Annotated in this window: 10 protein-coding genes; 3 read left to right on the top strand and 7 right to left on the bottom strand. The window is 68.5% G+C overall.

The window, feature by feature from the left end:
* Positions 1 to 15 precede the first annotated feature (15 nt).
* The 4 genes from ACTWPT_RS15410 to ACTWPT_RS15395 all read right to left on the bottom strand — a co-directional run bounded on the left by ACTWPT_RS15410 (position 16) and on the right by ACTWPT_RS15395 (position 5,272).
* Positions 16 to 924 (bottom strand): ubiquitin-like domain-containing protein, encoded by a 909-nt coding sequence (locus ACTWPT_RS15410; RefSeq protein ID WP_443178043.1) that lies wholly within the window; start codon positions 922 to 924, stop codon positions 16 to 18.
* A 77-nt stretch (positions 925 to 1,001) separates the two neighbouring features.
* Positions 1,002 to 1,856 (bottom strand): TatD family hydrolase, encoded by an 855-nt coding sequence (locus ACTWPT_RS15405; protein WP_443178042.1) that lies wholly within the window; start codon positions 1,854 to 1,856, stop codon positions 1,002 to 1,004.
* A 4-nt stretch (positions 1,857 to 1,860) separates the two neighbouring features.
* Positions 1,861 to 3,642 (bottom strand): methionine--tRNA ligase, encoded by a 1,782-nt coding sequence (gene metG, locus ACTWPT_RS15400; RefSeq protein WP_443178041.1) that lies wholly within the window; start codon positions 3,640 to 3,642, stop codon positions 1,861 to 1,863.
* A 409-nt stretch (positions 3,643 to 4,051) separates the two neighbouring features.
* Complete coding sequence (locus ACTWPT_RS15395; protein WP_443178040.1) at positions 4,052 to 5,272, bottom strand: glycosyltransferase family 2 protein; 1,221 nt, start codon at positions 5,270 to 5,272, stop codon at positions 4,052 to 4,054.
* Positions 5,273 to 5,371: 99 nt separating this feature from the next.
* On the opposite strand from ACTWPT_RS15395, the gene ACTWPT_RS15390 reads away from it, so the two are divergent.
* On the top strand, positions 5,372 to 6,919 hold the full coding sequence (locus ACTWPT_RS15390; RefSeq protein WP_443178039.1) for a hypothetical protein: 1,548 nt from the start codon (positions 5,372 to 5,374) through the stop codon (positions 6,917 to 6,919).
* Here the strand turns inward: ACTWPT_RS15390 and ACTWPT_RS15385 are convergent.
* Together ACTWPT_RS15385 and rsmI are read right to left on the bottom strand one after the other, a co-directional pair.
* Positions 6,855 to 8,387: a dolichyl-phosphate-mannose--protein mannosyltransferase gene (locus tag ACTWPT_RS15385; protein WP_443178038.1), complete on the bottom strand. Its 1,533-nt coding sequence runs from the start codon at positions 8,385 to 8,387 to the stop codon at positions 6,855 to 6,857. The genes ACTWPT_RS15390 and ACTWPT_RS15385 overlap by 65 nt on opposite strands.
* 65 nt (positions 8,388 to 8,452) lie before the next feature.
* Entirely contained in the window at positions 8,453 to 9,292 is an 840-nt protein-coding gene (gene rsmI, locus ACTWPT_RS15380) for a 16S rRNA (cytidine(1402)-2'-O)-methyltransferase (protein WP_443178037.1), read from the bottom strand.
* Positions 9,293 to 9,369: 77 nt separating this feature from the next.
* Here rsmI and ACTWPT_RS15375 point away from each other — a divergent pair, with 77 nt between their 5' ends.
* Together ACTWPT_RS15375 and ACTWPT_RS15370 are read left to right on the top strand one after the other, a co-directional pair.
* A complete protein-coding gene (locus tag ACTWPT_RS15375; RefSeq protein ID WP_443178036.1) occupies positions 9,370 to 11,004 on the top strand; it encodes a dolichyl-phosphate-mannose--protein mannosyltransferase in 1,635 nt (544 codons plus the stop codon).
* A gap of 113 nt (positions 11,005 to 11,117) precedes the next feature.
* A complete protein-coding gene (locus ACTWPT_RS15370; RefSeq protein ID WP_443178035.1) occupies positions 11,118 to 12,320 on the top strand; it encodes a hypothetical protein in 1,203 nt (400 codons plus the stop codon).
* Here the strand turns inward: ACTWPT_RS15370 and ACTWPT_RS15365 are convergent, their stop codons facing one another.
* Positions 12,321 to 12,716 carry a MerR family transcriptional regulator gene (locus tag ACTWPT_RS15365; protein ID WP_443178034.1) on the bottom strand — a complete coding sequence of 132 codons (396 nt, stop codon included), beginning with the start codon at positions 12,714 to 12,716 and terminating at the stop codon, positions 12,321 to 12,323. It abuts the gene before it with no gap.
* Positions 12,717 to 12,756: the final 40 nt, after the last annotated feature.

The raw sequence follows: 12,756 nt of genomic DNA, 5'->3' as shown, positions 1-12,756 counted from the left end.
GGCGGCTGAATCGCGTCAGCCGGCCAGGCGGTGGCCGCAGCTCGGCCACGGCCCCTGCCATCTGCCCTCCACCTGCTGGTAGAGGAGCTGGGCCCGGTAGGTCTGCTCCTCCACCGGCCAGGCGCTCGGCAGGCCCATGCCGCCGACCGCCTTCCACACGGACGGACTGAACTGGTACATGCCGTAATACGGCCCCTCCGGGTTGTATGCCAGCGGGTTGCCGCCCGACTGGCACGCGGCCAGCGCCGGCCAGTTCAGCCGCAGGACGTCCGGCTGGATCGGCGTGGTTCTGAGCGGCGTGACCGTGATGACCGTGCCGTCCTTGGGGAAGCTGCCGAGCGGCGGGCTCACCCGGTAACCGTCGTTCGGGATGATTCGATTCCTGCGGAGCACCTCGCGTACCGTGCGGGCGGTGGTGCGGGAGGCGATCCGGGTGGACCCTGCGACCACGTACACCTTGCGCCTGGTGTAGACGGTCAGCGACATCCCCGACAGGGGCACCGCCCCGTCGCGGGGCGCCGAGATCTTTCCGGCCGTCGGCGGGATGTCGAGCTCGTTGAGGGCGTCGGCGACATTCGTGCTGGTGACCAGGTGTTGAGTGGTGCGGCCGTCCAGGGTCAGGACCAGGGGACGGGCGCGGCGCACCACGATCCTGGATCCGTCGGCGACGTCCTCTTCTGTGTTCGGTTGTACGACATCGCCGAAGCTCAACGCGACCCCGGCGTCGTCGAGCGCCTCGCGCACGGAGCCGGCGAAGCTCCGTACCGCCATCGGTCGGCCGTCGACCACCACGGTCACATCCTTGACCAGGAACGACACCGCCACGAGCGCGCCTATGGCAACGGCGCCCGCCAGGCACACCACCGGCGTCCATGAGGAACGCCACGGGATCGGCGGACGCGGCGCGCGCCTCCTGCCTCGCACGGACCACCTCCGGTAAGTGACCGCCCGAACGCTAGCCGTGAGCACGCTTCGACAGCCACCGGTTCACCAAAACATGGTCACCACTCGCCGAAGACCGTGACTCCGTTCGCGCTGATCGCCTCGCACAACTGGTCCGGATGGATCCCTTTGACCTCGGCGAGGCAGCGGAGGGTGAGCGGAATGAGGTAGGGGGCGTTGGGCTTGCCGCGGTGCGGGACCGGCGGCAGGTAAGGGGCGTCGGTCTCGACCAGCATGAGCTCGAGGGGCGCCGCGGCGGCGGCCTCGCGGAGGTAGGCGGCGTTCTTGTAGGTGACCGGCCCGGAGAACGACATGAAATATCCGGCCTCAACGCACTTTTTCGCCATTGCGGCGTCGCCCGAGAAGCTGTGGAACACCACTTCGTCCGGCGCGCCCTCATCGGCCAGCACCTTCAGCACGTCGTCGTGCGCGTCCCGGTCGTGGATGACCAGCGCCTTGCCGGTGCGCTTGGCGATCTCAATGTGCGCGCGGAAACTGGCGTGCTGGTCGTCCTTGCTCGCCCAGTCGCGGTAGTAGTCGAGCCCGGTCTCCCCCACCGCCCGCACCTCCGGCCGCCCCGCCAGCGCCTCGATCTCGGCCAGCACGTCGGGAGTCGCCTCGTGCGCCTCGTTCGGGTGGATCGCCACCCCCGCGTACACGCCTTCCTGCGCCGCCGCCGTCTCCGCGTTCCACCGGGAGGACTTCAGGTCGTAGCCGATCGTCACGAGCCTGGTCACGCCGACCGCCCTGGCGTCCTCCAGAATGCCCCGTACGGTGGCCGCGGAGGCCTGAGCCGCCTGCGCCACCGGGTCGCCAGAGGATGCCTGCCGGTTACCGACCATGATGTCGAGGTGGCAGTGGCTGTCGAACACGGGTGCGGAAAGCGGCTCAGGGGCGGCGGGAATCTTGCTCACGTGGTTACTCGCCCAGCCGGGCCAGCTCCTCGTCCACGACCTTCGGGTCGAGCTTCTTGAACAGCGGCACGGGCGGCGCGAGCTGCGTGCCCGGCTTGATCGGCCGGTGCTCCCAGCGGGCCCCGTCGTCGTAGTCGCCGGTGATCACCGGGTATGGCTTGCCGCCGTCCTCGTCGACCTCGTGGATCTCCGGCATGCCCGACCAGACGCCCTCGCCACCGAGCATGGCGAAGACCTTATTGGACGAGTTGGGCAGGAACGGCGTGAGCAGCGTCTTGGCGTCGTCGACCACCTGGAGCGCGACGTGCAGGATCGACTTCTGCCGCTCCGGGTCCTCCTTGAGCTTCCACGGCTCCTGCTCGGCCAGGTATTTGTTGGCCTCGCGGACCACGTCGAACGCCTCGGTGATCGCGTTCTTGAACCTGGACCTGTTGAGCTCGGCGCCCACTGGGCCGAACGCGTTGCGCGAGCGCTCAAGCAGCGCCCGGTCGGCGTCGGTCAGGTCGCCCGCCTCGGGGACGGCGCCGAAGTTCTTCGCCGCCATCGAGATCGACCGGTTGACCAGGTTGCCCCATGCCGCGACGAGCTCGCCGTTGTTGCGGTTGACGAACTCCTGCCAGGTGAAGTCGGTGTCCTGGTTTTCCGGCCCGGCCACCGCGATGTAGTAGCGCAGCGCGTCGGCGTCGTAGCGCGCGAGGAAGTCGCGAACGTAGATGACGACCTGGCGGGAGGAGGAGAACTTCTTGCCCTCCATCGTCAGGAACTCGCTGGAGACCACCTCGGACGGCACGTTGAGCGCACCGAGGGAGCCCGGCGAGCCGTCGCGGGCGCCCTGCCCGCTGTAGCCGAACAACATCGCCGGCCAGATCTCGGCGTGGAAGACGATGTTGTCCTTGCCCATGAAGTAGTAGCCGCGGGCGTCCGGGTTCTGCCACCACTGGCGCCAGGCGTCCGGGTCGCCAGAGCGACGGGCCCACTCGATGGAGGCCGACAGGTAGCCGATGACCGCGTCGAACCACACGTACAGCCGCTTGTTGGGCTGGTCGCGCCAGCCGTCGAGCGGGATCGGCACGCCCCAGTCGAGGTCGCGGCTGATCGCCCGCGGCTGCAGGTCGCCGAGCAGGTTGAGGGCGAACTTCAGCACGTTGGGCCGCCACTCGCCCTGCTTGGACTGCAGGTAGGAGCCGAGCACCTCGGCGAAGGCGGGCAGGTCGAGCATAAAGTGCTCGGTCTCGACGAAGATCGGGGTCTCGCCGTTGATGCGGCTCTTGGGGTTGATCAGCTGGATCGGGTCCAGCTGGTTGCCGCAGTTGTCGCACTGGTCGCCACGCGCGCCGTCGTAGCCGCAGATGGGGCAGGTGCCCTCGATGTAGCGGTCGGGCAGCGTGCGGCCGGTCGAGGGCGAGATGGCGCCCATCGTGGTCTTAGGGAAGATGTAGCCGTTGTCGTAGAGACCCTTGAAGATCTGCTGCGTGACGGCGTAGTGGTTGTTCGTGGTGGTCCTGGTGAACAGGTCGTAGGACAGCCCCAGGCCGGTGAGGTCCTCGGCGATGACGCGGTTGTAGCGGTCGGCCAGCTCTCTGGCGCTGACGCCTTCCTTGTCGGCCTGCACCTGAATGGGCGTGCCGTGCTCATCGGTGCCGGAGACCATCAGCACCTTGTTGCCCGCCATCCGCTGGTAGCGGCTGAAAACGTCGGACGGCACGCCGAAACCTGACACGTGCCCGATGTGACGAGGGCCGTTCGCATACGGCCAAGCAACGGCGGTCAAAATGTGCTGGGACATGGTCTTAGCCTAAGGGACTCTAACTTCACCATTGTTTACGCGCTGCCGTGGCCGGCCACTCGCCACACTTCGGCTGATGGCCCTCCAGGGAACGGCCTCTGACCCTTCACAAGTCACCCGCCGTTACGCGAGCCCACGTTAACCGACTTCCGCGCTGCCCGTGGCCTGTTGGCGCACACCAACGGCCCCGCCATCCCGCACCAACGGCCCCCCGCCCACCAAGCGCCGCGTCGGCGGAGAGCGGGCGGGTCCGGCGCCATGTCGCTGGCGGCCGGGGTGAGCCACGGAACTCGGTCAACGATGCGCGTCGTTACGGTGGTGCGCCACTGACCGGTCAGAGGCCGTTTCCCTGGACAGACGCGAGCCAGCGGCGGCGACTGGCCGGGCCACGGCAGCGCGTAAAAGATCCTTATGCTTTTGATTTTGCTCGTGAAACTGCCTCCGCGGCCTCCTCAGCGGCGGCGGCGGCGCGGTCGATAGGGGTTTCGCGGGACCGCCGGATGCCGAGGATGCTGACGAAGAGCGTGGCGAAGATCGTCTGGAAACTCATGATCAACGCCGTCGCCGACGGCACCACCAGGCGCAGTGACTCGCGCGGGTCCAGCTCGCCGAAGCTGCGCACCTGCCAGTGCACCAGCGACATCACCAGTCCGACCAGACCGGCCAGCGCCAGCACCCCACCGACGACGAGCCCCTTCTCCAGTGTCACGATATCGATGATCTTTCGGATCCGCGGCGACTCCGGCAAGAATCCTTCCTCGGCCGCATAAACCTTCGTGAACAGCGCGAACAACGCCGCCTGGAAGCCGATCACCACCAGCGCCGACGACCCGACCAGGGTGTCGACGTCGAAGGCGAGCTCGCCGATCTCCACGGGGCCGAAGGTCAGCGCGGTGCCCGCCACCAGGCCGATGATCATCATCAGCACGCCGGGGTAGAAGAACAGCCACTTCGGGCTGTAGAGCAGCAGGAAACGCAGGTGGCGCCAGCCGTCGCGCCAGGAGCGCAGGTGCGGCGGGCGGGAGCGGCCGTCGGGTGAGAGGGTCGTGGGCACCTCGCGCACGTCGAGCCCGGACAGCGTGGAGCGGACCACCATCTCGGAGGCGAACTCCATGCCGCCGGTCTGCAGCTGCAGCTTCAGAATCGAGTCGCGCCGGAAACCGCGCAGGCCGCAGTGGAAGTCGCCGATCGCCGACGGGAAGAACAGCCGGCCGATGAACGACAACACCGGGTTGCCCAGGTAGCGGTGCAGCGGGGGCATGGCCCCGCGTGCGATGCCGCCCTTGAACCGGTTGCCCATGACCAGGTCGGCGCCGTCACGCAGCTGCTCGACGAACGGCAGCAGCGAAGTGAAGTCGTAGGAGTCGTCGGCGTCGCCCATGATGACAAATTTGCCGCGCGCTGCCCTGATGCCGCCCAAGAGGGCGTTGCCGTAGCCCTTCTCCTCGACGTGGACCACGCGGGCGCCGGCGTCGCGGGCAAGCTGTTGAGAGCCATCCGTGCTGCCGTTGTCGGCGATCAGGACCTCGCCCTCGATGCCGTGCTCCTCCATGCACGCCAGCGCCTTGCGTACACAGACTTCCACGGTCTCCGCCTCATTGAGGCAGGGCATGACCACCGTCAGTTCCACGTGTCTACCCTTCAGTTAAGGCTGTTCCAGTGAACCATCATGCCCTCTGCCCGAGCCTGCTCGCGTCAAGACCCAAAAACGACTGGCATTCTTTACATCATGGTGAGCGTCGCGGAGATTACCCCTGTGGACCACTCCGCTCCTGGCCGGGCAGCACGTTGGCTGTCGTTCCTGCGCCGGCATCGCGTGTTCGCCGCGGCCTTCGGCGTGGGCGCCGTGCTGCGGCTCATCACCATGCTCGGATACGGCCCGGCCATGTGGTTCAACGACTCCTACGAGTACGTCTCGGTGGCGCTGCACCCGAGGCCGCACCCGATCAGGCCGGACGGCTACAGCTTCTGGCTGATGATGTTGAAGCCGTTCCACAGCTTCGCGCTGGTGACGTTCACCCAGCACCTGATGGGCCTGGCCACGGCCTGCCTGATCTACGCGCTGCTGCGGATCAAGTTCCGGCTGCCGAAGTGGGGCGCCACGCTGGCGGCGGCGCCGGTGTTGTTCGACGCCTACCAGATCCAGCTGGAGCAGCTGGTGATGTCGGACAGCATGTTCACGCTGCTCGTCGTGGGCGTGATCACGCTGGTGTTGTGGAAGCGGCGGTTGTCGTGGCAGGCGGGCGCGGTCGTCGGCTTCCTGCTGGCGCTGACGTGGCTGACGCGCTCGATCGGCCTGCCGATCCTGGCGCTGGTGGTGCTCTACCTGCTGGTCAAGCGGACGGGCTGGCGGCCGATCACGGCGGTGATCACGGCGTGCGCGATCCCGGTGATGGCCTACATGGGCTGGTTCGCCTCGGCGAACGGCAAGTTCGCGATGACCAGCAGCGACGGCCTCATCCTGTACATGCGGACGGCGATCTTCGCCGACTGCAACAAGATGGACATCGACAAGTACAAAGAGGTCCAGCTTCTGCTGCTGTGCATCAACGAGCCGGTCAGCCAGCGCAAGGAGTACGCGCAGTGGTACCTCTGGGGCCAGGGCAGCCACAACGGCGAGGCCACCGGCGAGGTGCTGCACCGGTGGGGCGTCAACAAGAAGTGGAGCGAGATCACCAACGACGCGGCGAGCAAGTTCGCAACCCGGGCGATCCTTTCGCAGCCCGGCGACTACCTGAAGGTGGTCGCGCGTGACTTCTTCCGCTCGTTCCACTGGTCCCGGCCTCGCTTCCCGGACGAGAACACGTACAACATGTACCAGTTCAAGCCGTACGTGGCGCTCGACGAGAACGGCTGGCCCAAGCGGCTGCCGAAGTGGTCCTCATACGGGGGCGGGTTCACCGACACCGACGCGTTCAGCTACGAGCAGGGCCCGCCGGAGACGCGGATCGTGCACCCGTGGGCCGACATCATGAGTGGCTACCAGAAGGTGTTCCACCTGCGCGGCATCATGCTCGGCGGGATCCTGCTCATCGGCCTGTACGGCATCGTCGTGCGCTGGCGGAAGTTCGGCGGCCCCGTGGTGCTGCCGTGGCTGGGCGCGGTCGGCCTGCTGCTGGCCCCGGCGGCGACGGCCGAGTTCGACTACCGCTACGTGCTTCCGGCCGTCCCCCTGGCCTGCATCGCGGCGGCGATCACGCTGCGCAAGGGCGTCACTTGGGGGCGGCGGTCACCCAGGAGCGCATCAGCATCCGAGCCCACCACTCTGCCTGTGTGAGGGTCTCGGCGGTCAGCACTGGGTAGAGCCACCAGAAGTTGATCAGCACGATGAGCGCGAACGCGCCGACCGCCGCGGCCCCGGTCGCCCGCCGGGCCGGGAGCGCGTTCTCCTTGCCCAGGATCAGCCCGGCCACCAGCACGATCGCCAGCACCATGAACGGCACCACGGGGATCATGTAGAACAGGTACATCGTGCGGTTGCCGACGATGGCGTAGTAGAACCACGGCAGCCAGCCGGCCGCGAACGCCAGCAGCACGGCCCCGGCCCGCCAGTCGCGCGAGGACACGTACCAGGCGATGAGGCCGAGCAGGGCGAGCAGGGCGCCGTACCACAGGGCGGGGGTGCCGACGCCGAGCACGGCCTCGGAGCACGTGTCGGCACCGCATGCCGACGACGGCAGGTTCGACGGGTAGTGGAACGAGACAGGCCGCAACAGCAGCGGCCACGTCCACGGGTCCGACATGTAGGGGTGGTAGTCGTCCAGGCCGCTGTGGTAGCCGAGGACCTGGCTCTGGTACTCCAACCACGACCGCATCGAGTCGATGACGAAGAAGAGCGGATTGTTCGCCGAGGTGGCCGGCTCCCAGTTGCGGCCCCATCCGCCGGCGGTGGCGAACCAGCCCGTCCAGCTCGCCAGGAACACCGCCGCCGGCACGAGGGCCATCGCGGCCAGCCCGCCGGGCATGTCGTACGTCAGCGCCCCCCGGTGCGGCTGCCGCAGTCCCAGCGCCCGCCTGGCCCCCATGTCCCACATGAGGCTGAGCACCGCGAACGCGATGAGGAAGAAGATCCCCGACCATTTGACCGCGCAGGCCGCGCCCAGGCAGGCCCCAGCCGCCAGCCGCCACGGCCGGGCCCCGAGCCGCGGGCCTAGCCCGGTGATGGGCGCGCTCTCGTACCAGTCCACCAGCCGCCGCCGCGCCCAGTCCCTGTCGGCCACCAGGCACGCGAACCCGGCCAGCACCCAGAACATCAGGAAGATGTCCAGCAGCGCCGTCCGCGACAACACGAAGTGCAGCCCGTCCAGCGCCAGCAGCAGCCCGGCCAGGCAGCCCAGCAACGTCGAGCGCGTCATCCTGCGCGCCACCCTGGCGATGATCAGAATGGACAGCGTGCCCACGAGGGCGGCGGCGAAGCGCCAGCCGAACGGGTTCATGCCGAACAGCCACTCGCCGACGCCGATCATCCACTTGCCCAGCGGCGGGTGCGCCACGAACGAGGCACAGTCGACCGGATCGGGGCACTGCTGGAAGATGTCCAGGTTGCCGGTGATCAAGCGCTTGTCGGCGACGGGATTCTTGGCGTCACCCAGGGTGGTCCGCTCGACGCCGTACCTGAGCAGCGCGTACGCGTCCTTGATGTAGTAGGTCTCGTCGAAGACCACGGCCTTGGGCTCGCCGAGCCTGACGAAGCGCAGGATCCCGCCGAACAACGCGACCACGAGCGGCCCCACCCAGCCCAGCAAGACGGACCCCTGAAAGGGTGGGACTAGCCGCTGTGGCGAAACCCCCCTGTTCCTCACGATGCGCACTATAGGCGTTTGTGAACCAGGTCATACAGCTCCCGCTTGGGGATGCCAGCCTCCTTGGCCACGTCGGCGATGGCCAGCTTGCGCTGCGCGCCCTCGGCCACCCTTCGGTCCACCTCCGCGACCAGCTCGTCCGGGTCCGTCTCGCCGGCCACGTGCACGTGGCCGGCGACCACGATCGTGATCTCGCCCTTGACGCCCGCGGCCGCCCATTCGGCCAGCTCGCCGAGCCCGCCCCGGCGCACCTCCTCGTACGTCTTGGTCAGCTCCCGGCACACGGCGGCTTCCCGGTCCGCCCCGAACGCCTCGGCCATGGCCGCCAGCGAGTCCGCCAGCCGGTGCGGGGCCTCGAAGAAGACCATCGTCCGCTCCTCGCCGGCCAGCGCCGCCAGGCGGCGGGCCCGGTCGCCTGGCTTGCGCGGCGGGAACCCCTCGAAGCAGAACCGGTCGCTGGGCAGCCCTGACACGGCCAGGGCGGTGGTGACGGCGCTCGGCCCCGGCAGCGCGGTGACCGTGATGCCCGCCTCGACCGCGAGGCGCGTCAGCCGGTAGCCGGGGTCGGAGACGCCCGGCATGCCTGCGTCCGTGATGATCACGACCGTGCGGCCCTGCTCGAGCACCTCCAGGAGCTCCTGGGCCCGGCCGGCCTCGTTCTGGTCGTAATAGGACACCACCCGGCCCTCGATCACGACGCCCAGCTCGGCCGCGAGCCTGCGTAGCCGCCTGGTGTCCTCCGCGGCCACGACGTCGGCGCTCCCGAGCACCTCGCGCAACCGCGGAGAGACGTCGCCTGCCTGACCTATGGGGGCCCCTGCCAGCACCAACTTGCCGTCTCCTGCCACCTGCCCATTGTGGCAGGGCATCCCAATTAGACCGTGTTTCGACTTACCTAACGTCTTGAGCCCCGTACGATGGCCGAATGGCGGTGACCGATTCCCCGTACCAGGCCTACGAGACGTCGGAGGCCGGCGAGAGCCTGCCACCGACTCGCTCCGTGCGTGATCGGGTCATACCTCCGATGCGCGGCAGTGTGCTGTGGGGGTGGATCGGGCCGTTGCTGGTAACCGCCTTCGGCGGGCTCCTGCGTTTCATGAACCTCGGCTACCCGAAGGCCGTGGTGTTCGACGAGACGTACTACATGAAGGACGCGTTCTCGCTGATCACGTGGGGCGTGGAGCGGGTCACGATCAAGGACGCGGACAAGGCGATCCTGGCCGGCAACACGAACATCTGGCAGTCGTGCACGCAGGAGACGCTCGACAAGTGCGCCTCCTACGTGGTGCACCCGCCGCTGGGCAAGTGGATGATCGGCGTCGGCGAGTGGTTGTTCGGGCTCAACCCGATCGGCTGGCGGATCAGCGCGGCAGTGATCGGCACGCTGTCCATCCTCATCCTGGCCAGGGTGGCGCGCAGGATGACCCGCTCGACGTTGCTGGGCTGCTTCGCCGGACTGCTGCTGGCGCTGGACGGACTGCACTTCGTGTTGTCACGGACGGCGCTGCTCGACATCTTCCTGATGTTCTGGGTGCTGGCCGCGTTCGCGTGCCTCGTGGTGGACCGGGACCAGGCCCGCGAGCGGCTGGTCACCTGGTACGAGAACTCCCCCGTCTCGCCACAGGGCCCGTGGCTGGGAGCCAGGCCGTGGCGGATCGCCGCCGGTGTGTGCCTGGCCTTCGCGATGTCGGTCAAGTGGTCGGGGCTGGCGTTCGCGGTAGCGTTCGCGATCATGTCGCTGCTGTGGGACTTCGGGGCGCGGCGGGCCGTGGGGTTGCGGCATCCGTACGCGGGCGCGTTCAACAAGGACGTGCCGCAGGGGGTCCTGGCGTTCGGGATCGTGCCGTTCGTGGCGTACATGGCCACCTGGATCGGCTGGTTCGGGACGGACACCGGCTATGGGCGCAACTGGGAGCGGGCCACCTCGGCGGACAATCCGCTCTTCTTCCTCTTCGACTCGATGCGGTCGTGGATCCAATACCAGTGGCAGGTCTTCTCCTTCCACAGCGACCTGGAGACCTCGCATCCGTACATGTCCGAGCCGTGGCAGTGGCCCCTGCTGCTGCGCCCGGTCGCCTTCTTCTACGAGGGCAAGCAGAACGCCTGCGGCGTCAAGGATTGCTCGGAGGCGGTGCTGGGCGTCGGCACGCCGGTGATCTGGTTCGGTGCCGTGGCGGCGCTCGTGGCGTTGATCGCCTGGTACGTCTCCACGCGGGACTGGCGGGCCGGGGCCGTGCTGCTGGCCTACGCGATGGGCTGGCTGCCGTGGTTCTACTTCGCCATCGCCGACAACCGCACGATGTTCCTGTTCTACGCCATCCCGATGGTGCCGTTCATGGTGCTGGCCATCACCTTGTGCGCCGGGCTCCTGATAGGCCCTTCCACGCGGACGGCCGAAGGATTGGTGTCGGCGCGGCGCACCTGGGGGGCGGCCATCGTGGGCGCCTACGCCCTGCTAGCGTTGATCAACTTCTGGTGGCTGCATCCGATCCTGACCGCCGAACTGATCCCGTACACGGAGTGGAAGGCCCGCATGTTGTTCGAAAAACGATGGATCTAATCCGGTTACTTCCTGTCGTATAGTGCTTTCTTAGGGTAGTCGCTGTGCAAGACCCAATAAGGACCGGATTCGGTCATCGTCAGGCCAGGGGTCGATACGGCAAACTTCCAGGCATGAGTGCACCGGATGTCACCGCCCTTCTCGCCGAGTTGGAGCGCTCTCACCCGGAGCTGGCCGAGGATGCCAGGACCGCCGTCGGCTGGCTGACGGGTGGGGAGCCGCTCGAGACGGTGACCCAGCTCGACGTCTGCGAGTTCCTCTGGTACACGTTGCCGCTGAAGGTCGGCGGCGACCACGAGCGATTGGCACGCTCCCTCGGGCGACTGCTCCAGCTGGGTGGGATGGAGCGGTACGCCGCGATGTGCGTGTCCCCGACGACCGTGCAGATCCTGCGCACCTACGCCCGCGAGGGCGAGGACGCGGGCACCAGCGCCTACCAGCAGGCGCTCGACGCAACGGGCGTGCTCCCGCCCGACGTGCCGGAACTCCAGTGGAGCATGATCATGGGACCGGAGGAGCTGGGCGCGCACGTCGCCTGCGCCGCGGCCCTGGAGCTGGCCATCGTCTCCGGCGAGACGGTGGACCGGTCCGCGCTGACCCGCCGCTGGCTCACCGAGCCGCGCGCCGAGCTGGGCGGCGACAGCTGGCTCAACCGGGTGCACGGCGAGCGGCTCAACCGCTGGGTGCTGGGCCGCGGCCCGGCCAGGCGGGAACTCGCCCAGCCGTTCGAGGTGCGCCTGCACGCGCCCGTGACCCCGCAGCCCCTGCCCGCCCTGCACGCGCTGTTGTCCCTGGCGGCCAGGGAGGGCACGCTGCCGCTGCGGCTGGCGCCGTCGCCCGAGGCACTCAGGCTGCGCGAGCTCGCCGAGCGAGAGCTGGGCGCCATCAGCCGGGACGGCGCGAAACTGGTCATCACCGACCATGGCAAGCGGCTGCTGACCTCGCCCGAGGCCATGTGGTCGGCGGTCACCAGGTTGCTGCTGGCCAAGGGCGAGCACGAGTTCGAGGTGTCGGCCAGGGAGGCCGCGCTCATGCTGCTCGCCGACGGCACCCTGATGTCGCCGGCCAAGCTGCACGAGCGGGTCGCGGAGGTGGTCGGCGGCGAGGGCTGGCATCCGGCCAGAGGGCTGCAGGACGTCGCCGCGCCGGTGGTGGACCTGGTCGCCCAGCTGACCGCGCTGGGGCTGGCGTTCAGCGACGAGCTGGTGGTCCGGATGGACCGGCCGGGGCAACTCGCCGCCCTGGCGGCCCTGCGCGTCCATGCCCTGCGCCCGCGCAAGTACGTCAGCTCGGGACGGCGCACGAGCTCTGGGTGATCAACCTTCTGGAACCCTTCGGACCGCCCGCTTGAACTCGGGGCATTCGACCAGCGGGTCGTGCTCGCAGACCGCCGCGTGGCGCAGGCTGTCACGCAGCCGGGTCAGCTGCGCGACCCGCGCGTCCACCTCACGTTCCTTGGCCGCCAGGTGCTCGCGCAGCCGCGTGTCCGACGGCCGGGCCCGCAGGAACGCGGCGATCTCGGAGAGAGTGAACCCGGCGTCGCGGGCGCAGGTGATCAGCGCCAGGCGCTCCAGCGTCTCCGGGCGGTAAGCGCGCCGCAGCCCATTGCGTCCGTCGGCTTCAATGAGGCCCTTGCGCTCGTAGAACCGCAACGCGGAGGCGGCCAGCCCGCTGCGCCTGGCCACCTCGCCGATGTCGAGCAACGTGTCCATCTGGGCTCCTTGACTTGAACCGCGCTTCAAGTCGCAGTCT

The sequence above is a fragment of the Nonomuraea sp. 3N208 genome, from assembly GCF_052245935.1.
GTDB lineage: Bacteria > Actinomycetota > Actinomycetes > Streptosporangiales > Streptosporangiaceae > Nonomuraea.
The sequence above is the reverse complement of the archived record's forward strand: the minus strand, read 5'-3'. Positions and strand labels throughout refer to the sequence as shown.

Bases quoted from the DNA above. Each gene is read 5' to 3' on its own strand.
- ACTWPT_RS15365 (WP_443178034.1), bottom strand. From the start codon at position 12,716: ATGGACACGTTGCTCGACATCGGCGAGGTGGCCAGGCGCAGCGGGCTG.
- metG (WP_443178041.1), bottom strand. From the start codon at position 3,642: ATGTCCCAGCACATTTTGACCGCCGTTGCTTGGCCGTATGCGAACGGC.
- ACTWPT_RS15390 (WP_443178039.1), top strand. From the start codon at position 5,372: ATGGTGAGCGTCGCGGAGATTACCCCTGTGGACCACTCCGCTCCTGGC.
- ACTWPT_RS15375 (WP_443178036.1), top strand. From the start codon at position 9,370: ATGGCGGTGACCGATTCCCCGTACCAGGCCTACGAGACGTCGGAGGCC.
- ACTWPT_RS15370 (WP_443178035.1), top strand. From the start codon at position 11,118: ATGAGTGCACCGGATGTCACCGCCCTTCTCGCCGAGTTGGAGCGCTCT.